General features: G+C 72.6%; 16 protein-coding genes. 8 read left to right on the top strand and 8 right to left on the bottom strand.

Going from position 1 to position 21,574, the window contains the following annotated elements; all coding sequences use genetic code 11:
- The first annotated feature begins 78 nt into the window (after nucleotides 1-78).
- From FYW99_RS31775 to FYW99_RS14645, 4 genes are read left to right on the top strand one after another with little or no spacing between them, the layout of a single operon-like run.
- On the top strand, nucleotides 79-2,406 hold the full coding sequence (locus tag FYW99_RS31775) for an MMPL family transporter (RefSeq protein WP_190394665.1): 2,328 nt from the start codon (nucleotides 79-81) through the stop codon (nucleotides 2,404-2,406).
- Nucleotides 2,393-3,562 carry an alpha/beta fold hydrolase gene (locus FYW99_RS14655; RefSeq protein WP_150252583.1) on the top strand — a complete coding sequence of 390 codons (1,170 nt, stop codon included), beginning with the start codon at nucleotides 2,393-2,395 and terminating at the stop codon, nucleotides 3,560-3,562. Before FYW99_RS31775 ends, FYW99_RS14655 begins: the two co-directional genes overlap by 14 nt.
- Nucleotides 3,563-3,585: 23 nt before the next feature.
- The gene (locus FYW99_RS14650) at nucleotides 3,586-4,749 is read left to right on the top strand and encodes an alpha/beta hydrolase (protein ID WP_150252582.1); all 1,164 of its coding nucleotides are present in this window, start codon (nucleotides 3,586-3,588) and stop codon (nucleotides 4,747-4,749) included.
- A 20-nt stretch (nucleotides 4,750-4,769) separates the two neighbouring features.
- On the top strand, nucleotides 4,770-6,992 hold the full coding sequence (locus FYW99_RS14645) for an MMPL family transporter (protein WP_150252581.1): 2,223 nt from the start codon (nucleotides 4,770-4,772) through the stop codon (nucleotides 6,990-6,992).
- Between the two features lie 45 nt (nucleotides 6,993-7,037).
- Here the strand turns inward: FYW99_RS14645 and FYW99_RS14640 are convergent, their stop codons facing one another.
- The gene (locus tag FYW99_RS14640) at nucleotides 7,038-7,499 is read right to left on the bottom strand and encodes a MarR family winged helix-turn-helix transcriptional regulator (RefSeq protein ID WP_150252580.1); all 462 of its coding nucleotides are present in this window, start codon (nucleotides 7,497-7,499) and stop codon (nucleotides 7,038-7,040) included.
- A gap of 72 nt (nucleotides 7,500-7,571) precedes the next feature.
- On the opposite strand from FYW99_RS14640, the gene FYW99_RS14635 reads away from it, so the two are divergent.
- Nucleotides 7,572-8,663: an NAD-dependent epimerase/dehydratase family protein gene (locus FYW99_RS14635; RefSeq protein WP_150252579.1), complete on the top strand. Its 1,092-nt coding sequence runs from the start codon at nucleotides 7,572-7,574 to the stop codon at nucleotides 8,661-8,663.
- Between the two features lie 56 nt (nucleotides 8,664-8,719).
- Here the strand turns inward: FYW99_RS14635 and FYW99_RS14630 are convergent, their stop codons facing one another.
- A complete protein-coding gene (locus FYW99_RS14630) occupies nucleotides 8,720-9,592 on the bottom strand; it encodes a hypothetical protein (protein ID WP_190394664.1) in 873 nt (290 codons plus the stop codon).
- A 127-nt stretch (nucleotides 9,593-9,719) separates the two neighbouring features.
- Between FYW99_RS14630 and FYW99_RS14625 the strand changes: the two genes are divergently transcribed.
- Entirely contained in the window at nucleotides 9,720-10,019 is a 300-nt protein-coding gene (locus FYW99_RS14625; protein ID WP_150252578.1) for a YrhK family protein, read from the top strand.
- Nucleotides 10,020-10,082: 63 nt separating this feature from the next.
- Here the strand turns inward: FYW99_RS14625 and FYW99_RS14620 are convergent, their stop codons facing one another.
- Both FYW99_RS14620 and FYW99_RS14615 read right to left on the bottom strand, forming a co-directional pair.
- Nucleotides 10,083-12,176, bottom strand: a complete 2,094-nt coding sequence (locus FYW99_RS14620) for a 3-hydroxyacyl-CoA dehydrogenase NAD-binding domain-containing protein (RefSeq protein WP_150252577.1) — start codon at nucleotides 12,174-12,176, stop codon at nucleotides 10,083-10,085.
- Nucleotides 12,173-13,372: a thiolase family protein gene (locus FYW99_RS14615; RefSeq protein WP_150252576.1), complete on the bottom strand. Its 1,200-nt coding sequence runs from the start codon at nucleotides 13,370-13,372 to the stop codon at nucleotides 12,173-12,175. The genes FYW99_RS14620 and FYW99_RS14615 overlap by 4 nt, the downstream gene beginning before the upstream one ends.
- Before the next feature lie 257 nt (nucleotides 13,373-13,629).
- Between FYW99_RS14615 and FYW99_RS14610 the strand changes: the two genes are divergently transcribed.
- Complete coding sequence (locus tag FYW99_RS14610; protein WP_150252575.1) at nucleotides 13,630-15,402, top strand: ABC transporter ATP-binding protein; 1,773 nt, start codon at nucleotides 13,630-13,632, stop codon at nucleotides 15,400-15,402.
- Nucleotides 15,403-15,621: 219 nt separating this feature from the next.
- On the opposite strand, the gene FYW99_RS14605 is transcribed toward FYW99_RS14610, so the two are convergent.
- The 3 genes from FYW99_RS14605 to FYW99_RS14595 all read right to left on the bottom strand — a co-directional run bounded on the left by FYW99_RS14605 (nucleotide 15,622) and on the right by FYW99_RS14595 (nucleotide 18,778).
- Complete coding sequence (locus tag FYW99_RS14605) at nucleotides 15,622-16,659, bottom strand: tetratricopeptide repeat protein (protein ID WP_150252696.1); 1,038 nt, start codon at nucleotides 16,657-16,659, stop codon at nucleotides 15,622-15,624.
- A 200-nt stretch (nucleotides 16,660-16,859) separates the two neighbouring features.
- The gene (locus FYW99_RS14600; protein WP_150252695.1) at nucleotides 16,860-18,113 is read right to left on the bottom strand and encodes a ribonuclease D; all 1,254 of its coding nucleotides are present in this window, start codon (nucleotides 18,111-18,113) and stop codon (nucleotides 16,860-16,862) included.
- Between the two features lie 89 nt (nucleotides 18,114-18,202).
- Nucleotides 18,203-18,778, bottom strand: coding sequence for a DUF3000 domain-containing protein (locus FYW99_RS14595; protein ID WP_017564341.1), 576 nt, complete (start codon nucleotides 18,776-18,778; stop codon nucleotides 18,203-18,205).
- Nucleotides 18,779-19,079: 301 nt separating this feature from the next.
- Between FYW99_RS14595 and hemE the strand changes: the two genes are divergently transcribed.
- Nucleotides 19,080-20,105: a uroporphyrinogen decarboxylase gene (gene hemE, locus FYW99_RS14590; protein ID WP_150252694.1), complete on the top strand. Its 1,026-nt coding sequence runs from the start codon at nucleotides 19,080-19,082 to the stop codon at nucleotides 20,103-20,105.
- A gap of 225 nt (nucleotides 20,106-20,330) precedes the next feature.
- On the opposite strand, the gene FYW99_RS14585 is transcribed toward hemE, so the two are convergent.
- Entirely contained in the window at nucleotides 20,331-21,446 is a 1,116-nt protein-coding gene (locus FYW99_RS14585; protein ID WP_223839028.1) for a DUF4349 domain-containing protein, read from the bottom strand.
- Between the last annotated feature and the right edge of the window lie 128 nt (nucleotides 21,447-21,574).

Here is a 21,574-nt window from a genome sequence, read left to right as displayed (position 1 = left end):
GGGAACGCACGGTGGCGGCCGGAGGACTCCGGCCGCCACCGGCGGCCCCGCGCGCTCGCGAGAAAAGGGGGTGACACGATGCTCGACGCGTTGACCAGGCTGACCACGCGCAGGCCCTGGTGGGTCCTGGCCGTGGCCCTGCTGGCGGTGGTCGGGTCGGCGGTGCTCGGCTCCGGAGTGGCCGACCGCCTCCGCGCGGGGCAGGGCACCGAGGACCCCGGATCGGAGTCGGCCCAGGCCGGTCAGATCCTGGAGGAGCACTTCCCCGACAGCAGGCCCAACCTGATCCTGCTGGTGGAGTCCGAGGCCGGGGTGGACGACCGCGAGGCCGCCAGCCAGGGGCTCGGACTGGCCGAGGGACTGGCCTACGAGGACGCCGTCACCGGCGTCACCTCCTACTGGCAGACCGGATCGAACGCGCTCAAGTCCGACGACGGGACCCGCGCCCTCATCGCCGCCCACATCGGCGGCACCGAGGCCGAGGCCGGACGGGCCGCGGCTGACCTGGCCGAGCGCTACGGCGGCGAACACGGCCCCCTCACCGTCAGCGTCGGCGGACAGACCGCCGTCCTCAACGACATCGAGACCACCATCGCCGAGGACCTGGTGCGCTCGGAGATGATCGCGCTGCCCCTGACCCTGCTCATCCTGGTGTGGGTCTTCGGCAGCGTCGCCTCGGCGGTCCTGCCCCTGCTGGTCGGGGTGGTCGCCATCATCGGCACCAACGCCGTCCTGTGGGCGGTCGCCGGGTTCACCGACGTGTCGGTCTTCGCCCAGAGCCTGACCATCGCCCTGGGGTTGGGCCTGGCCATCGACTACGCCCTGCTCATGGTGCGCCGCTTCCGCGCGGAACTGGCCGGCGGGGCCGACCCGGCCACCGCCACCGCCGTCACCGTGCGCACGGCCGGGCGCACCGTGGTCTTCTCCGCGCTGGCCATCTCCGCCGCCCTGGCCGCGATGCTGCTCTTCCCCCTGTACTTCCTGCGCTCCTTCGCCTACGCGGGCGTGACCGTGGTGGCGCTGGCCGCCCTGGCCTCCCTGCTGGTGCTCCCGGCCGTGCTCACCCTGCTCGGCCACCGCGTCAACTCCCTGGACCCGCGCCGCCTGCTGCGCCGGGGCGCCGCCGCGGCCCCCTCCCCGGAGGAGGCGGCCGACCGCCGCTGGCGGCGGCTCACCCGCACGGTCATGGGCCGCGCGCCCGTCTTCGCCGCCGTCGCGCTCCTGGTCCTGGTCGTGGCTGGACTGCCCTTCCTGCGGGTGGAGTTCGGTATGGCCGACGACCGCCAGCTGCCCGCCGGGACCGAGTCCCGGCAGGTCATGGAGGTCATCCGCGAGGACTTCGACTCCGCCGCCACCGGCACCGTCGACGTGCTCGTGCACAGCCCGCCCGAGGAGACCGACACCGACCAGCTCGCCGACTACGCCTCGGCGCTGTCCTCCCTGCCGGGCGTCGACGAGGTCCGCTCGCCGCTCGGCGTGCACGCCGACGGCGACCACACCCGTGACAGGACCCCCGTGGACGCCCTGCGCGAGTCCGACGACCTCGCCTACCTCCAGGTCGTCCCCGACCCGGGGGTGGAGGCCATCTCCACCCAGAGCCAGGACCTGGTCCGCGGCATCCGCGCGGTGGACACCGAGCTGGAGACCTCCGTCTCCGGACAGGCCGCCGCCGTCGTGGACGCCCAGCGCGCCATCGCCGAGCAGATCCCCCTCGCCCTGGCCGCGGTCGTGGCCGGGATGCTCGTCCTGGTCTACCTGCTCACCGGAAGCGTGCTCCTGCCCCTGCTGTCGGTGCTCTTCAACGCGCTCAGCCTCACCGCCATGTTCGGCGCCGTGGTCTGGGTCTTCCAGGACGGCAACCTCAGCGGCCTGCTCGGGTTCACCCCGACCGGGTTCATCGACACCGCGCTGCCGGTGCTGATGTTCTGCATCGCCTTCGGGCTGTCCATGGACTACGGGGTCTTCCTCCTGGCCAGGATGCGCGAGGAGTACGACCGCGTGGGCGACCACCGCACCGCCGTCGAACTCGGCCTGCGGCGCACCGGCGGCGTCATCACCGCCGCCGCCGTCACCCTGGCCGTCGTCCTGATCGCCATCGGCGCCTCACGCGTGACCAACACGATGATGCTCGGCTGGGGCGTGGCCCTGGCCGTGATCGTGGACGCCACCGTCGTGCGCTGCCTGCTGGTGCCCTCGGTGCTGCGCATGACCGGGCGCGCCACCTGGTGGGCGCCCGCGCCCCTGAGGCGGTTCCACCGCGCCTTCGACGCCGTCCTCGGCGAGGGCGCGGCCGAACCCGCCCGCCCGCGCGTGCCCGTCTCCGCCGACCCTCCGCCCGACGACGCGGCCGCGGCCGGGGAACAGGGCACCGACGACCGCAAGGAGGTGGCCCATGCCAGGGACTAGGAGGGCCGTCATCGCCGGAGCGGCCATCGCGGCCGCCGCCGCCCTCGCGCTCACGCTGCTCCCCCTGGGGGAGTCCGAGCCCGCCGCCGCGCCCGCGCCCACCGCCGAGGAGCGCGCCGAGGCCACCGCCCGGCGTATGGACGAGGCGGGGATCGTCGACGTGCCGGTCTCCTTCACCGTCACCAACGGCAACCGCTCCCGGCTGCCGTGCAACAGCGACGGCGAGGAGTACACCGTGCGCGGCCACCTGACCGCGCCGGCGGGACTGCTGACGACCGAGGACCCCGCCGTCACCCTCTACCAGCACGGGCAGGCCGCGGGGGAGTGGTTCTGGCGCATGGACGAGCCCGGACTCCACCACGCCGAGGAGATGGCCCTGCTGGGCCAGGCCTCCCTCACCCTGGACCGGCTCGGCTACGGGGACAGCGACCGCCCCGACGGCATGGCCATGTGCCTGGGCAGCCAGGCCGACATGACCGCCCAGGTCATCGCCCGGCTGCGCGAGGGCGACTACACCGCCCAGGACACCGCGGCCCTGCCCGGCGGTGCGCCCGCCTTCGACCACGTCACGCTGGCCGGACACCACAGCGGCGCCCAGATCGCCCAGGTCACCGCCTACTCCTTCGAGGACGACCGGGCTCCCGACGCCCTGGTCCTCATGGCCTGGAGCGGCACCGGCGTCACCGACCGCGCCAACGCGCGCTTCTTCGGGGGGCTGGCCTCCTGCATGCAGGGCGGCGTGCCCGCCGGCGCCGGGGCGGGGCCGCCCGACCCCGAGTCCGACGAACCGGCCGGTTACACCTACGTCGACGTCGGGGCCACGTCCTACACCCGGGCCCACTTCCACGACCCCGCCAGCACGGCGGCCGCGCTCGCCGCCGCGTCACAGGACCGCACCCCCTGCGGTGACCTGGGCACCCAGGTCGAGGCGCTGTCCACCGACATGCGCGCCCTCGACCGCGTCGACGTCCCCGTCCTGTTCGCCTTCGCCGAGCACGACACCCGCGTGGGCGAGGGGGCCGAGCACACCGCGCTCTTCACCGGCTCGCCCGAGACCCGGACCGTCACCGTCGCCGACGCGGGCCACTACCTCGTCCTCGAACCCGGAGCCCCCGCCCTGCGCGAGGAACTCGCCGCGTGGTTGGAGGAGCGGTGACACGCGCACGCCAAGGAGCACCCATGAACCGCACGACCGCACGGGTCGCGGCCGCGGCGGCCGCCCTCCTGGCCGCCACCGCCGCCCTCCTCGGGAACCCGGGCCCCCTGCCCGGGGCCCCGGCCCTGGCAGCCCCGGCCGCGTCGGACACCGCGGAAGCCTCCGCGGTGTCCGCCACCGCGCCTTCCGAACCGGCCACCCTCCCCGAGGGCGTGGTGGACCTCCCGGTGGAGTTCACCGTCGACAACGTCAACCGCTCCCGCGGCCAGTGCTCCGCCGACGGCGAGGAGTACACCGTGCGCGGCCACCTGACCGCACCGGCCGAGGTCCTTGCCGCCGACGACCCGGCCGTGGCCCTGCTGGTCCACGGCACCAACACCGGCGAGTGGATCTGGCGCCTGGACGTCCAGGGCCGCAACTACGTGCACGAACTGGCCGAACGCGGGCACGCCTCGGTCACCATCGACCGGCTCGGCTACGGCTCCAGCGACATCCCCGACGGCTTCGCCAGTTGCAGCGGCGCCCACGCCGACATCGCCCACCAGGTGGTCGAGCAGCTGCGCGCGGGCGAGTACGGGGTGGAGGGCGACGACCCCGTCGCCTTCGACACGGTGGTCATGGGCGGCCACTCCAGCGGCGCCCTGGTCGCCGAGACCGCCGCCGTCTCCTTCGGCGGCGTGGACGGCCTGCTGCTCACCGGATGGGCCGCCGTCGGCATCACCGACGACACCAACCGGCGCTTCCTGACCGCCTACCAGACCTGTCTGGAGGGCGGCGAGGAGCACGCCGAACCCGGCGACCCCACCGGCTACGTGCACTTCGACCCCACCCTGGAGGACTTCCTCGACGGCGGACTCGGCGCACAGGCCGACCCCGCCGTGACGGCCCGGGTCGAGGAGCACTGGGGCCGCAACCCCTGCGGCGTCATGATCTCCGAACCCATGGCCATCCTCTACGACCTGGGCGTGGTCGACGAGATCGACGTCCCGGTCCACCTGGTCTTCGGCGCCCACGACGTCCTGCGCCAGGGCGTCGAGGGCTACCCCGGGCTGTTCACCTCCAGCCCCGAGGTCACCTCGACCACCCTGCCCGACGCCGGACACTTCGTCACCGTCGACGCCGGGTCCGAGCTCCTGTACGACACGGCTGCCGCGTGGATGGAGCGGCACGCCCCCACCACCTCCTGACCCTGGAAGGCGAGACCACCATGGCCACGTCCCCGACGACCACCTCACCCCCCGGCCGACAGGGGGCGCCACCGGGAAGGCCCCCGTTCCTGGTCCGGCTCGGCGACGGGCTGGCCCGGCGCCCGGGCCGCGTGATCCTGGCCAGCGTCGCGCTGGTGCTGGTCGCCCTGGCCCTGGCGGCGGGCACCATGGACCGGCTGCTGCTCAGCCGCTTCGAGAGCCCCGGATCGGAGTCGCTGGGCGTCGAGCAGCAGCTGGAGGAGGGCTTCGGCACCGGCAAGCACCACTTCCTCCTGCTGGTCACCGCCCAGCAGGGCACCGTCGACGACCCCGAGGTCGTCGAGGCCGCCACCGCCCTGGAACGGGACCTGGCCTCGCGCGAGGGCGTCGCCGAGACCGCCTCCTACTGGGGGCGCGGGGAGTCCCCGGCGATGCGCTCCGAGGACGGCACCCAGGCGCTGATCACCGTGCGCATGGCGGGCACGGTCACCGAGGCGCGCACCGCGCTCGGCGAGCTCTCGCCGGACTTCACCCGCGACGGCGAGGTCATCCGGGTGGAGGTCGGCGGCGGCGACGAGGTCTTCCGCCAGGCCGCCGAGCAGGCGCAGGCCGACTTCCTGCTCGCCGAGGCGATCATCTTCCCGCTGGTGTTCGTGCTCCTGCTCGTCCTCTACCGCAGGATCTCGGTGGCGGCGCTGACCCTGGGCATGGGCCTGTTCTCCGTGGTCACCACGCTCGCCCTGCTGCGCGGGGTCACCTATTTCACCGACGTGTCCACCTTCGCCGCCAACCTCACCCTGGTCATGGGCGTGGGCCTGGGCGTGGACTACAGCCTGTTCGTCATCAACCGCTTCCGCGAGGAGCTGGCCCGGGGCAGGCAGGTCCCCGAAGCCGTCTCCCTGGCCGTCTCCAAGGCCGGGCGCACCGTCCTGTTCAGCGGCCTGACGGTCGCGGTGGCCCTGTCGTGCCTGATGCTCTTCCCCTTCCCCTTCCTCCAGTCCTTCGCCTACTCGGGCGTGGGAACCGTGCTGACCTCGGTCTTCGCCGCGCTGGTCATCCTGCCCGCGGCGCTGGCCAAGGTCGGGCACCGGGTCCGGCCCAAGCGCGAGCCCGACCCCGACAGCGGCTGGTGGCACTCCACCGCGCTGCGGATGATGCGCCGCCCGCTGCTGTGGGGCCTGCCCGCGCTCGCGGTGGTCCTGCTGCTGGCCGCGCCCGCGGTGGGGCTCAACTTCGGCCTGCCCGACGCGCGCGTGCTCCCGCAGGGGGTCTCCAGCCGCGACGTGCAGGACCAGATCGGCGCGAACTTCGTCCAGGAGGAGATGGACGCCGTCCAGGTCCTGGTGGACGTACCGGGTCAGGAGGCCAACGCCGACGCCATCAGCGCCTACGCCGCCGACCTGTCGCGGGTGGAGGGCGTCTACCAGGTGGACGCGCTCACCGGGCGCTTCACCGGCGGACAGCAGACCGACGGGGCCGAACCCGCGGCGCAGGAGCGGTTCGGGTCGGCGGAGGCCACGTGGCTGTCCGTGGTGCCCGACGCCGAGGCCCTGGAGGACGTCGAGGACCTCATCGACCGGATCCGGGACGTGCCCGCGCCCGGTGAGACCCAGATCGGCGGCTACCCGGCCGACCTCACCGACTTCCGCGAGGCCCTGCTGGGACAGGTGCCGCTGGTGTTCGGCCTCATCCTCGCCATCACCTTCGTCATCCTGTTCCTCATGACCGGGAGCATCCTGCTGCCCGCCAAGGCGATCGTGCTCAACGTGCTCAGCCTCGCGGTGATGTTCGGCGTGATGGTGTGGATCTTCCAGGAGGGGAACCTGTCCGGGCTGCTGGGCTTCACCGCCAACGGCACCCTGGAGACGACGTTCCCCATCCTGATGTTCTGCATCGCCTTCGGGTTGTCCATGGACTACGAGGTGTTCATGATGTCCCGGATCAAGGAGGAGTACGACCTGACCGGGGACAACACCCGTGCGGTCGCGGCCGGGCTCCAGCGCAGCGGACCCCTGGTCACGGCGGCGGCCGTCATCCTGGCCGCCTCCTTCGCCACCTACGCCGTCTCCGACGTGCTGTACCTGATGATGCTGGCGGTCGGGATGGCGGTGGTGATCCTGGTGGACGCCACCCTGATCCGCGGCGTGCTGGTACCGGTGTTCATGCGGCTGGCCGGACGGGCCAACTGGTGGGCCCCGGCGCCGCTCAAGCGCCTGCACGCCCGCTTCGGCATCTCCGAGTGACCGGGGGACCCGGTGCCGGGGGCCGCGGCCCCCGGCACCGGATCCTCACTCGTACTTGGTCACCCGGGGGTGGTCGGTGAGCAGGCGGCCCGACAGCTCGTGCAGGAGGGACACCTCCTGCTCGGACAGGGTGGCGAAGAATTCCGACTCCGCCCGTCTCACGACTCCTCGGGCCTCCTCCAGCAGTGCTCTCGCCTTGTCCGTGGGCGTCACGATGTAGCGCCTGCGGTCCTTGGGGTTGCGCTCGCGCCTGGCCAGCCCCTGTTCCTCCAGGTCGTCGATCAACCCCACCATCACGTTCGGATCCACGCCCAGCACACGGCTCAGCTCCTTCTGCGAGGGATGGGACATCGCCTCCGCGGCGGAGAGCACGTGGAACTGCCGGGAGGTGATCTGTTGGGGCCCGAAGATCGCCGCGGTGGTCGCCTGGACCAGTTCGCCCAGCTTGATCAGTCGAAAACCGGTCGTGTGCCACATGGGGGTGTCCCATCCGGGTGCGTTCTCCATGGCTCGGTCCCCCTCCTCAAATGCTTCTGCTCACCCGATGATCATAGAACTCTATAGTTGGGATGTGAAACGATGGCGGACACCCACGCCACACCGCTCCCCGGACGGAACAGGTCCGTGGTGACCGGAGCGACCGGCCTCCTCGGCAGCAACATCGTGCGCCTGCTGCTCAGCCTGGACCAGGAGGTCGTCGCCCTGGTCCGCGACACCGACCGCGCCCGCCGCCTGCTGCCCGACGACCCCCGCCTGCGCCTGGTCGCCGGGGACATCACCGACCCCGACTCCTACCGGTCCGTGCTGCCCGGGGCCGACGAGGTCTTCCACACCGCCGCCTACTTCCGCGAGTACTTCCAGGACCCCAGCCTCACCGAACCCCTGGACAGGGTGAACGTGCGCGGCACCGAGTTGGCCCTGGCCGAGGCCGCCAACGCCGAGGTGCCGGTGTTCGTCCACACCAGCTCCATCAACACCCTGGACCTGCGCGGCCCCGAGAACCCCGCCGACGAGTCCACCCCGCCCCCGGACCGCTTCGTGGGCCTGTCGGCCTCCCGGTGCTACCCCTCCAGCAAGGTCCGCGCCGAGCGGGCGGTGGAGGACCTGATCCGCTCCGGCCGCGCCGGGTCCACCCGGGTCGCGGTCGTGCTGCCCGGGTGGATGTGGGGACCCGGGGACGCCGGGCCCACCTCCGCCGGGCGGCTCTTCCTGGGCGTGGCCAAGGGGGCGGTCAAGGCGGTGCCCCGGCTGTCCAACTACGTGGTGGACGCGCGGGACGTGGCCTTCGCCTGCGTGGCCGCCGCCCGCGTGGGCGGGCACGACCGCTACGTGGTGGCCGGCGCCAAGCGCTCGGTGCCCGGCCTGGTCGGCGCGGTCGCCACCGAGACCGGCGCGCGCATCCCCCGCGCGGTCCCGGCAGGGCTGGCGGTGGCCGCGGCCTCGCTGATGGAGCTCCAGGCCCGCCTGGGCGGAGGGGAGCCGACCGCCACCCGCGCCGGGGTGCGCGTCCTGCGCGAGGGCGAGGACCGCAACATCACCTCCGGCCTGGCCGAGCGGGACCTGGGGGTGCGGTTCCGCTCCGTGGCCGAGACCGTGTCCGCGACGGGGGCGTGGTACCGGCAGCACGGGATGCTCCCGGCGGGCGCGGTGCGGGTCTCCGCGCGCCGCTGAGTGCGAGGGACGGGTCCGGCGTCCGCGGGGACGCCGGACCCGTCACGGTTCCCGGGTCACTCGGCGAAGAGTTCGTCGATGTGGGTGATGGTGGCGGCTCGGCGGACCCAGGTACGGAGCTGGTCGAGGTCGTGGCATGCGCTGATGCGCTCGCGTGCCTCGTTGGGGAGGTCAACACCGCGTTCGTCCAAGAAGAGCAGGATGTCCTCGGCCCGTCCTTCGGCCCGTCCCTCGGCCTTGAGGCTCTCGGTCCAGGCGCTGCTGTACCCGTACGTGTCCGTCATCATGAGTTCCTCCAGGGCGGCCTGGCCTTCGGTCTTCGCCAGCAGGTTCAACGTGAATCCAATGTACTTCGTCGCCTTTTCCTGGTCGATCGCATCGAGGCCGGTGTGCAGGGCTTTCAGCACGTCCATGTCCTCACCGCCGTGCGCGGCGGCGGACAGCACGCCGAGAGACGGGTACCGCTCCACCTCCCCGGGGTCGGTGATGACCGGGATCCCGGAGGGTCCCACCACCAGGGGGCGCAGGACGAAACCGGGATGGCCGAGGTGGATCGGTTCGGCGTACCAGTCCGCCACGGACTGCTTCGGACAGATGGTCAGCAGGACGACCGGGCACTCGTGCCGTGAGCGCAGCGCGGCCACGTACTCGGGCCAGGTGAAGCGTTTGCGCTCCTTCTCGTCGCGCTGGACCTCCACGACGATGCCCATCAGTTTGTCGAAGGGGTCCTTCGGACCGGGGCCGCGCAGCATGATCGCGACGTCTGATCGGCGCTCGACGGGATCGACGCGGCCGAGGTCGCACGAGGTGACCTCGCTGCGGTCGTAGTCGGGTACGTCCACGCCGAGGCCGCGCAGGAAGCCGACGGCCGTGTCCGGCGCGTCGGCGAACAACTCGGCGTAGATCTGGTGTTCAGCGGAGATTGCCACGAGGCAGACGTTACACAGGGTTACCAGCAAGTATGTACGAGTAGTCGTTATGTGGTGACTTTTCGTGTTCGCCCACTTCGGGCAGGGGAGACGGGATGCCGCGACGACCCCGCAGGGAGGGCCGAACATGTCCGAGAAGCAGAGCAGACCGCTGGTCCTGCACGTGGGGCACGACGAACTCGTCGTCCGGCGCCGCTACGAGACCGCGAGCATCGTCAACGACATCCTCATCGCCCTGTGGTTCATCGCCGGAAGCGTCATGTTCTTCTCCGAGGCCTGGACCACCGCGGGCACCTGGTGCTTCCTCGTCGGCAGCGTCGAGCTGCTGATCCGCCCGGTGATCCGACTCGGCAGGCAGCTGCACATCCGCCGTGTCCGCTCCTCCAGCCCCAGCTCGACCGGGGAGGAGTCCTCTCAGGACTTCTGACCGGAATACGGAGAAGGCGGGCCCGGCATCCGGTGCCGGGCCCGCCGCGGGGTTTCGCGAAGGCTAGAACGCCTTCGGGTCGCCCTCGTGGAACCGCTTGCCGTTCACGGCCTCCGACACCCCGACCTTGTCCAGGTAGGGGGTGATGCCGCCGGTGTGGAACGGCCAGCCCGCACCGGTGATCAGGCACAGGTCGATGTCGGCGGCCTCGGCCACGACGCCCTCGTCCAGCATGATCCGGATCTCCCGGGCCAGCGCGCGCAGCGCCCGGTCCAGGATCTCGCCCTCCTCGGACGGCTCCTCGCCGCCGACGAGCAGCGCGCGGACCTCGGGGTCGATGCTGAAGTCCGGCGCGTAGATCGCGGTCTTGCCCGCCTTCACGATCTCGGCCAGCTCGGCGGAGACCGCGAAGCGCTCGGGGAAGGCCTCGTGCAGGGTCTCGGACACGTGCAGCGCGACTGCCGGGCCCACCAGCTGGAGCAGCAGCAGCGGCGACATCGGCAGGCCCAGGGGCGCCACCGCGCGGTCGGCCTTCTCGGGCTCGGTCCCCTCGCCGACGGCGCCCAGGACCTCGCCCATGAACAGGGTGAGCAGGCGGTTGACCACGAACGCCGGGGCGTCCTTGCACAGCACCGCGGTCTTCTTCAGCTTCCTGGCGGTGGCGAAGGCCGTGGCCAGGGAGGCCTCGTCGGTCCTCTCGCCGCGCACGAGCTCCAGCAGCGGCAGGACCGCGACCGGGTTGAAGAAGTGGAAGCCCACGACCCGCTCGGGGTGCCGGAGCTTGGACGCCATCTCGGTGATCGACAGCGAGGAGGTGTTGGTGGCCAGGATCGCCTCGGGGGAGACCACGGCCTCCACCTCGGCGAACACCTGCTGCTTGACCTCCATCTTCTCGAACACGGCCTCGATGACGAAGTCGGCGTCGGAGAAGGCGTCCTTGGTCAGCGAACCGGTCACCAGGGCCTTGAGGTGGTTGGCCTTGTCGTTGTTGACCCGGCCCTTCTTCAGGAGCTTGTCCACCTCGCCGTGCACGTGGGCCACGCCCTTGTCCAGGCGCTCCTGGTCCAGGTCGGTCATGACGACCGGCACGTCCAGGCGGCGGGCGAACAGCAGCGCCAGCTGCCCGGCCATCAGACCGGCGCCGACGACGCCGACCTTGGTGACCTTGCGGGCCAAGGACTTGTCCGGGGCGCCCGCGGGGCGCTTGGCGCGCTTCTGCACCAGGTCGAACGCGTACAGGCCCGCTTTGAGCTCGTCGCTCATGATCAGGTCGGCCAGCGCGTCGTCCTCGGCCGCGAAGCCCTCGTCGCGCGTGCGCGTCTTGGCCTGGGCGACCAGTTCGACCGCGCGGGCCGGGGCCGGGGCGGCGCCGTGCAGCTTGCCCTCGACGGTGAACCGGGCCATGTTGACCGCGTTGTCCCAGGCCTCGCCCCTGTCGACCTCGGGGCGCTCGACCACGACGTCGCCCTTGAGGACCCTGGCGGCCCAGCGCAGCGACTCCTCGACGAAGTCGGCGGGCTCGAACATCGCGTCGGCGATGCCCATCTCGAAGGCCTGCGTGCCCTTGAGCACCTTGTTCTGGGCGAGCGGGTTGTCGATGATGACCTTGAGGGCCTTCTCGGCGCCGATCAGGTGGGGCAGCAGGTAGGTGCCGCCCCAGCCGGGCACCAGGCCCAGGAAGGTCTCCGGCAGCGACAGCGCCGGGACGCCCGAGGAGATGGTGCGGTAGGTGCAGTGCAGCGCCACCTCGACGCCGCCGCCCATGGCCGCGCCGTTGACCAGCGCGAAGGTGGGCACGTCCAGCTCGCCGAGCTTGCGGAACACGTCGTGGCCCAGCTTGCCGATGGCGTGCGCCTGCTCGCGGTTCTGGAGGGCCGGGACGCCGGTCAGGTCCGCGCCCACGGCGAAGATGAACGGCTTGCCGGTGACGGCCACGGCCACGATGTCGGTGCGCGTCCTGGCGGCCTCGATCGCCGCGTCCAGGCTGAGCAGCCCGCCGGGGCCGAAGGTGTTGGGCTTGGTGTGGTCGTGCCCGTTGTCCAGCGTGATCAGGACCGCGGTGCCCGCGCCGTAGGGGAGTTCGATGTCACGGGAGAGCGCGTTGGTGACGACCTCGTCGCTGAACAGCTCCCGTGCCTCGTCGATGACGGTGCTCACTTGCCCCCCTCGTAGTTGGTGTTCTCCCACAGGACGGTCCCGCCCATGCCCATGCCGACGCACATGGTGGTCAGGCCGTAGCGGACGTCGGGACGCTCGGCGAAGTGGCGCGCGAGCTGCATCATCAGGCGCACGCCCGAGGAGGCCAGCGGGTGGCCGAGGGCGATGGCGCCGCCCCAGGGGTTGACGCGGGCGTCGTCGTCGGCGAGGCCGAAGTGCTCAAGGAAGGCCAGCACCTGCACGGCGAAGGCCTCGTTGATCTCGATCAGGCCGACGTCGTCCATCGAGATGCCCTGGCGGGCGAACAGCTTCTCGGTGGCCGGGACCGGGCCCACGCCCATGACCTCGGGCTCCACGCCGGCGAAGGAGAAGTCGACCAGGCGCATCCTGGCGCCCAGTCCCAGTTCCTCGGCCACGTCCTCGGCGGCCAGGATCGCGCCGGTGGCGCCGTCGTTGAGACCGGCGGCGTTGCCGGGCGTCACGTTGCCGTGCGCGCGGAACGGGGTCTTGAGGGAGGCCAGCGACTCCATGGTGGTGCCGGGCCGGGGCGGCTCGTCCTGGGTGGCCAGGCCGTAGCCCTTCTCCAGGGAGCGGACCAGGACCTCGACCAGGTCGGGCTGGATCAGGCCGTCGGCGTAGGCCTTGGCGACCTTCTCCTGGCTGCGCACCGCGTAGGCGTCGGCCCGCTCCTTGGTGATGGAGGGGTAGCGGTCGTGCAGGTTCTCGGCGGTGTTGCCCATCACCAGCGCGGACGGGTCCACGAGCTTCTCGGAGAGGAAGCGCGGGTTGGGGTCGACGCCCTCGCCCATGGGGTGGCGGCCCATGTGCTCGACCCCGCCCGCGATGACCACGTCGTAGGCGCCGAAGGCGATGCCCGCGCCGGAGGTGGTGACGGCCGTGAGCGCTCCGGCGCACATGCGGTCGATGGCGTAGCCGGGGACGCTGCGGGGCAGTCCGGCGAGGATCGCGGCGCTGCGCCCGATCGTCAGGCCCTGGTCGCCGATCTGGGTGGTGGCGGCGATGGCGACCTCGTCGACGCGCTCGGGGGGCAGCCCCGGGTTGCGGCGCATCAGTTCGCGGATCACGCGTACGACGAGGTCGTCGGCGCGTGTCTCGGCGTAGAGGCCCTTGCCTGACTTGCCGAACGGGGTGCGGACCCCGTCGACAAACACGACATCGCGGGCAGTTCGCGGCACGATGGCCCCTCCTTCTCCAAGGGTGGATGGACTCGTTGGCCCCCATGCTACTCGTCAGTAACAACTTGTGCGAGCAGCGGACCCCCCGACTTGGGCCAGGGGTGGAATCAGGGGTGGTTTCCGACTTTCGGCAGTGGCGCCGCCCGCCCGTCGCGCGGTTGGCTGGGCGGGCGTTCCACCACGGGACACAGCGAACCACAGCGAACGACGGCGAGACGCCGTGAAGCGACATCGGGGGTCACGTGTCAGATCCGGGCGTGCGCGACGCCGACCACGCCGCGAACACCGGGGCCGCGCCCAAGGCGTCCCTGCGCCGTCTGTGGGGGTACGCCCGCCCCCACCGGCGCGTGCTCGTCCTGGGCGGGGCGCTCACCTTCCTGGGCGGTGTCACCAGCCTGTCCCAGCCCCTCCTGGCCAAGTACGTCATCGACGCGCTCAGCGCGGGGGAACCCATCCTCGGGCCGGTCCTGACCCTGACCGCCGTCATCCTCGGCGGCGCACTCATCGGCGCCCTGGGCGCCTTCCTGCTGGAGCGCACCGGCCAGAGCGTCGTGCTCGGCGTGCGCCGGGGTCTGGTGGGCCGCCTGGTCCGGCTGCGCGTGGCCGAGGTCGACCGCCTCAAACCCGGCGACCTGGTGGCCCGCCTGACCGCGGACACCACCCTGCTGCGCACCGTCGCCACCAGCGGCATCACCAACCTGTTCACCGGTTCGGTGCTGCTGGTGGGCGGCATCGTGGTCATGGCCGTCCTCGACGGCCTCCTGTTCCTGCTGGCCGCCGGGATGATCGTCATGGTCGGCCTGGTCATGGGCGTCATCCTGCCGCGGATCGGCAGCGCGACCCAGGCCGCCCAGGCCGCCCTCGGAGAGATGGGATCGCACCTGGAACGGATCTTCGGCGCCTTCCGCACCGTCAAGGCCTCCTCCGCGGAGGAGGCCGAGACCGCCCGCCTGGACGCCGCCGCGGTCGAGTCCTGGCGCAGGGGAGTGGCGGTGGCCGGGTGGACGGCCGTGTCGGGCACCACCGCCTCGCTGGCGGTCAACGTCGCCTTCCTGGCCATCCTCGCCGTCGGCGGGGGACGCGTGGCCGCGGGGGAGCTGCCGGTCTCCTCCCTGATCGCCTTCCTGCTCCTGCTCTTCTACCTCATGGAGCCGATCAGCACCCTGGTCAGCTCGGCCACCGAGCTCCAGACCGGTCTGGCGGCCGTGCGGCGCGTGGACGAGGTCGCCGACCTGGGGCAGGAGGACCTCCGGGAGGGCGCGGCCCCCGCCGCGGGGCCCGACCGCTCCGCGTCGGTGGTCTTCGACGACGTGGCCTTCCGCTACCACCCCGACCTGGCGCCGGTGCACCACGGCGTGAGCTTCGAGGCCTCCGGGGCCGGCCTCACCGCCCTGGTCGGCCCCTCGGGAGCGGGCAAGACCACCGTGTTCTCCCTGGTGGAGCGGTTCTACGACGCCACCTCCGGCCGGGTGCTCCTGGACGGGACCGACGTGCGCGCGTGGCCGCTGGCGGCGCTGCGCGCCCAGATCGGCTACGTCGAGCAGGACGCTCCGGTCCTGGACGGCACCCTGCGCGAGAACCTGCTCATGGCCGCCCCGGAGGCCACCGAGGAGGAGCTGGACCGGACCGTGCTCCGCGCCCGCCTGGGTGACCTGGTCTCCCGTCTGCCCGACGGCCTGGACAGCGCGATCGGCCACCGGGGCGTGACGATCTCCGGAGGGGAGCGCCAGCGGGTGGCCATCGCCCGCGCCCTGCTGCGCGGCCCCCGGCTGCTGCTGATGGACGAGGCGACCTCCCAGCTGGACGCCGCCAACGAGAGGGCGCTCAAGGAGGTCATGCTGGACGCGGCCCGCCATACCAACGTCATCGTGGTGGCGCACCGGCTGTCCACGGTCACCAGCGCCGACCGGATCGTGGTCATGGACGCCGGTCGGGTGCGCGCCGTGGGCACCCACGAGGAGTTGGTGGCCGCCGACGACCTCTACCGCGACCTCGCCGCCGGGCAGCTGCTCACCGCCGAGGCCCCCTGAACACGCAGAGGGGCCGGGGAGCAGGTCGACCTGCTCCCCGGCCCCTCACAGGCCGCTTCGCGGGGGGCGCCACCCCAGCGGACGCCCTCGGCACGATTCCCTCTCCTCGCCCGCCACCGCCCGAGGGCCGCTTCGCGGGGGAGTGGTGCGCCCCTCAACGGTCGCCCCCGGCGCGGTGCCCCTGCCGCGTGAGGCCCGTGCCCGGGAAGGCACCGGCGCTCACAGCAGCGCGTTGGCCTCGCGGTGGCGGCCCGCGGCGTTGTAGGCGCCCGCCAGGTCCCGGCGCAGGCGCAGCGTCAGCCGCCGCACCTCCGGGTCGCCGGAGGAGTTCAGCGCCACCCGGTAGGCGTCGCGCAGCACCTCCACCGCGTCGTCGGAGCGCCCCGCCTGCGTGTAGGCGCGGCCCAGGCGGTGGTGCACCGTCAGGGTGTCCAGGTGCCCCTTGCCCAGGCGGCGCCGCCGCCCGGCCAGCACCATCCGCAGCTGCCCGATCGCGTCCTCGTAGCGCCCGGACATGCTCTGCGCCGCGCTCAGCCCCAGCCGCAGCTCCTCACGGCGCTCGGTCGAGGCAACGTCCTCGATGGCCCGCTCGTAGTGCACCACAGCCGCGTCCAGGCGCCCGCTGCGCCGGTAGCAGACCGCCAGGCGCATGCGCGCCTCCACGGTGTCCTCGTCGGCCGAGCCGAACTGGCGCTCACGCTCGCGCAGCAGCATCTCCCACTGCCCCGCCGCGTCCGCGGGACGACCGGCGTCCTCGTAGGCCCAGGCCAGGTTCTCACGGATGATCTCGGTGCGCGGATGCTCCTCGCCGAAGACCGCCACCGCCTCGGCCAGGGTCAGCTCGAACTGCTGCACCGCGGCCTGACGGCGCCCCATCTGCGCGTACTTGGTCGCCAGGTTGTTGCGCGCGGTGATCGTGTCGGGGTGCTCGGTGCCCAGCCGCTCCACCAGCGACCGCAGCGTCCGCTCCAGGGAGGCGGCCCGCATCCCGGCGGTGGGCGCGGGGGCCTGGACCACCCCGGAGGCCGCCCGCGCCGCCTCCTCGCGCGCCCCGGTCAGGGCCAGCGGCTCGGTGGGCGCGCCGCCCACCGGCGCGGGGCTCGGCACGGAGACCCCGGTCGGCTGCCCCGCGGCCTGCTCCGTCGGCTGTTCCAAGGGTTGTTCCGAGCGCGAGGACACGGTGGTATCGGCGGACCGGGTCCTGGTCGCGCCCTTGAGTCCGGTCTCGCGCAGCAACGCACGCCAGAACGACAGCACAATCACCACATTCCCCTGATCGCGCACCGCGGCCTCCGGCCTACGGTGTAGCACCCGTTGGACAACCCCTACCCCGAAAGCACCAGGGCACGTTTCTATAACTTAATCGGACACGGGGCTACGGAACAGGCGTCAACCGCCCTGAGAGGACGGTGAGTTCGCTCACTCCTGGGTTGACCGTGTCGGGAGGGGGTAAAAGGCTACGCCTGATCGGCGGTCCGCAACGCTGTGGCCAGGGGTTCCGCGGTCAGGGTGACCTGCCACTCACGGGCCCCGCGCTCACGCAGGAACGCGCCCACCGTGTCGGGGTCCACCATCTGCGGCGGTGCCCACGCCAGGCGGCGCACCGTGTCCGGCAGAAGCAGGTTCTCGGTCGGCATGACGACGTCCTCGGCGATCCCCGTGACCGTGGCCCGGACCGCCTCCAGACGCCGCGCCGCCTCCGGCGCCCGGTCTCCCCACCGGTTCACCGGCGGCGGGCCGTCGCCCGGGGCGTTGGGCCGGGGCAGCTCCGCCTGCGCCATGTCCCGCGCCCGGTTGACCGCCTTGATCCACGTGGTCAGGTAGCGCCGCGCCAGCTTGATCCCGAACTGCCGGATCTTGGCCAGCTCCGTGGTGGTGCGCGGCATGGCCGTCGCCGCCTCCACGATCGCCGCGTCCGGCAGCACCCGGCCGGGCGAGATGTCCCGCTCCTGGGCGATGCGGTCGCGTTCGTACCAGAGCTCGCGCACGGCGGCCAGAGCGCGCTGGTTGCGCACCCGGTGGATGCCCGAGGTGCGCCGCCAGGGATCGGTGCGCGGTTCCTTGGGCGGTGCGGACAGGACCGCGGCGAACTCCTCGCGCGCCCATCCCAGTTTCCCGGTCTCCTCCAGCTCGACCTCCAGGGAGTCCCGCAGGTCGATGAGGATCTCCACGTCCAGCGCCGCGTAACGCAGCCAGTCCTCCGGCAGCGGGCGCTGGGACCAGTCCACGGCCGAGTGCTCCTTGGCCAGCCGCAGGTGGAGCAGCCGCTCCACCATGAACCCCAGACCGACCCGCTGGTAGCCCAGCAGCCGCCCGGCCAGTTCGGTGTCGAACAGGCTCTGGGGGCGCAGGTTGATCTCGGCCAGGCAGGGCAGGTCCTGGTGCGCGGCGTGCAGCACCACCTCGGCGTCGCCCACGGCGTCGTTCAGCGCGCTCAGGTCCGGGCAGGCGATGGGGTCGATCAGCGCCGACCCCGCCCCCTCGCGGCGCAGCTGGACCAGGTAGGCGCGCTGTCCGTACCGGTAGCCGGAGGCGCGTTCGGCGTCCACCGCGACGGGACCCGTCCCGGCGGAGAGCGCGGCGACCACACCGGCCAGCGCGTCGGCGTCGGAGGTGACCTCGGGCAGGCCCTCGCGAGGTTCCCGGAGAAGGGGGGCCCTCTCGGCGTCGTCGTCGTTGCCTGGTTCGCGGGGTTCTGTCTTGGAGTTCAACGCGTTCGCCACACCACTACGGTATGCGCTGTCGCCACCGGACGCGGATCCGGACCGGCCGCGGGCCCCGGGGGCACGGGGACCGGCGGTCAGGGCCGGGAGCGCTTGCCGGTGATGTCGGTGACGTCCAGAGGCGGCAGGCCCGCGGCCGAGGCCAGCAGCGCCGACCACGCCTGGACGTGCCCGGACAGGTCGTCGGACTCCGGTGTCCAGGAGGCGCGCATCTCCACCTCGGTGGTGGCGCCCTGGTCGGCCTTGGTGCCGAAACCCTCGGTGGTGGCACGGGTGACCGTGCCGCTCAGCGTGTGGTGCGTGGCGCCGCACGCGTCCAGGGCGTCGGTCAGCCAGCTCCAGGCGACCGGTCCGAGAAGGGGGTCGGTCGCGATCTCCGACTCCAGTTCGGAGTTGGCCTGGCAGACCACCCGGAAGGGGCCGGGCCAGTCGCGCGTGCCCTCGGGGTCGTACAGGACGATGAGTCTGCCCCAGGCGACCTCCTCTCCGTGGACGGTCACCTCGGCCGAGACCGCGGCGGAGTGGGGGGCCAGCCGCTGGGGGGCGGGGATCTCCCGGACGGTGATCTCGGGTCGCAGGAGGGGTGAGCGCAGGGCCTCGACCGCTCGCCGGAACGTCTCGTGTGCGTCCTCGGCGCTACCGACATCGGGCATGGTGGAAACGTCAGCCTTCATTCTGGGGTGATCACGTCTCGGCGGGGGGCGTGTGGACGTGCTCCGCCTCCCCGCCGGAGGCGGAACGGTGGGCACGTCAAAGACCGTGGCATGAGTCACGGGCTGCGAGTCGGAGTTCGCCCGGCGTGTCGGCGTTTTGTGATGATCTTGGGACCGGCCGACCGCCGACGGCGCCGGTTCGCGCTCCCCCGGCCCCCGTCGCCGGTCCGCGGACGCGCGCCCGGGTTCGGCGATCCGAGTGGGAGCAGCGGGCGGGGCATGGCACGATCGAGGGGTGACGCTGCAAGATTCTCCTTTCCTCCGCGCCTGCCGGCGCCTTCCCGTGTCCCACACCCCGGTGTGGTTCATGCGCCAGGCGGGGCGCTCCCTGCCCGAGTACCGACGGGTCCGCGCCGACGTGCCGATGCTTGAGGCCTGCGCGCGCCCCGACATGATCACCGAGATCACGATGCAGCCGGTGCGCCGCTACGACGTCGACGCCGCGATCTTCTTCAGCGACATCGTCGTCCCGCTCAAGGCCATCGGCATCGACCTCGACATCAAGCCCGGAGTCGGCCCCGTGGTCGCCGACCCGATCCGCGACGCGACCGGCGTCAAGCGGCTGCGCGAGATCGAGCCCGACGACCTGACCTACATCACCGAGGCCGTGGGCCAGCTGGTCGGCGAACTGGGCGACAAACCCCTCATCGGCTTCGCGGGCGCCCCGTTCACCCTGGCCTCCTACCTCATCGAGGGCGGCCCCTCCAAGAACCACGAGCACACCAAGGCGCTCATGTACGGCGAGCCCGAGCTGTGGGACGAGCTGATGCGCCGCCTGGCCACCATCGCCCTGGGCTTCCTGCGCACCCAGATCGAGGCGGGCGCCAGCGCCGTCCAGCTCTTCGACTCCTGGGTGGGCGCCCTGAGCGCCGAGGACTACCGCGCCTCGGTGCTGCCCTACACCTCGTGGATCTTCGGCCAGCTCGCCCAGCACGAGGTGCCGCGCATCCACTTCGGTGTGGGCACCGGCGAACTGCTCAGCCTGCTCAGCGAGGCCGGGGCCGACGTCGTGGGCGTGGACTGGCGCGTGCCGCTGGACAAGGCGGTCCAGCGGGTCCAGCCCGGCACCGCCCTCCAGGGCAACCTCGACCCGGCCACCCTGTTCGCGCCCTGGGAGGTCGTCGCCGAGCGCACCCGCGACATCCTGTCCCGGGGCCGCGCCGCCGACGGCCACGTCTTCAACCTGGGCCACGGTGTGCTGCCCAGCACCGACCCGGACGTGCTCCAGCGGCTCACCGCGTTCGTGCACGAGGAGACCTCCGCCTAGCTGTACCGACCACAAAGGTCCGCCGGGGCCCGCCCCCTCCGCCGTGATCGTGTACTTGTAGCGCGTCTCGACCGCCCAACCTCGCTACAAGTACAAGAACACCGCAGGTCAGGGCACGCGTGGCACACCAGAAACGTTTCCGGCCAGTCCACGGGGCCCGACTGCCCCCTCCACGCCGACGGCGCCCGTCCCCGACACACGGGGACGGGCGCCGTCGGCTCTGGTTCACTCCCCGTCCCCGGGCGGCCTCTCGTCGGGTCCGGAGGGCGCGTCGGGGTCCCGGTCCCTCGCGGTGTCACCGGAGGCGGCGGCGCTCCCCGACGCGGTGTCGGAGGCGGGGCCGCCGGACGCGGCGCTCCCCGAGGCGGCGCCCTTCCCGGAACCGGTCTTCCGGCCGTCCGCAGAGGACGCGCCCTTCGCGCCCTTCGCGGGTCCGCGCCGACGCGAGCGGTACCACCACAGCGGCCCCGCGCCCAGAACGGCGGCGACCGCCAGGAACGGCAGCAGCCAGCCCACGACCACGGCCACGCCCTGGCCGAAGGTCACCAGCGCGCGCCAGCCGCGGTCCAGGCCGCCGAGGAAACCGATGGAGTCCTCCGCGGGCTCCTCCAGGTAGGTCTCCGGGGGCGTCAGGGTCAGGTGCACCGTCGAGTACGCCGTCTGGTTGCGCAGCGTCTCCAGCCGTGCCTGGAAGGCCTCCAGCTCCGCCTGGCGGGTCTGGATCTCGCCCTCCACCCGTAGCAGGTCGTCGACGTCCTCGGCCTCCTCCAGGTAGCCGCGCAGCGTCTCCAGCGCGGCCTCGGAGGACTCGATGCGGCTCTCGACGTCCGCCACCTCCTCGGTGACGTCCTCCACCGACCGCTCCAGGTTGGAGCGGTCGCCCAGCCGTGACAGCTCCTCCAGCGCGCCCTCGTAGTCCTCGCCCGGGATGCGCAGCGTCAGCGTCCCCTCGGGGGAGCCGCCCTGGGGGGTCGACACCCGCTCCGAGGCGACGTAGCCGCCCGCGTCGAGGGTCAGCTCCTTGGCGAGCCCGACCGCCTCGGACACGTCCTCGACCCGTACCGACAGCTCGGCGGTGTGGACCAGCTCCCGGTCACCGATCTCCACCTCGGAGCCGACGGCCGAGCCGCCGCCCTCCTCGGCGGACTGCTGCTCGCCCGCCTGCTCCTCGGAGAGGGCCCGGTCACCTGCCTCGGGCGCCACGGCCGCGGACTCGCTGGTGGCCCCGGCGCCGCCGTCGGCCATGGGGGAGGAGCAGGACGTGGCCAGGAGGGCCGCCAGGCCCGCGGAGAGCACGGTTCCGGCGACACGCCGGGTCGGGGGGAACGCTGAGATAGCCATGCCCGCTTCGACGTACCCCGCGGCGGGCCCGTTTCGGCCCCGTGGTAACGACCGCGCAACGTCGGCGTGCGGTGGCGGTGCGCCGCCGCGGCGCGCGGGACCGCCCGGGACGCCGTGCGCGGACCCGC

This window comes from Nocardiopsis deserti, from assembly GCF_008638355.1.
GTDB lineage: Bacteria > Actinomycetota > Actinomycetes > Streptosporangiales > Streptosporangiaceae > Nocardiopsis > Nocardiopsis alborubida.
The sequence above is the reverse complement of the archived record's forward strand: the minus strand, read 5'-3'. Positions and strand labels throughout refer to the sequence as shown.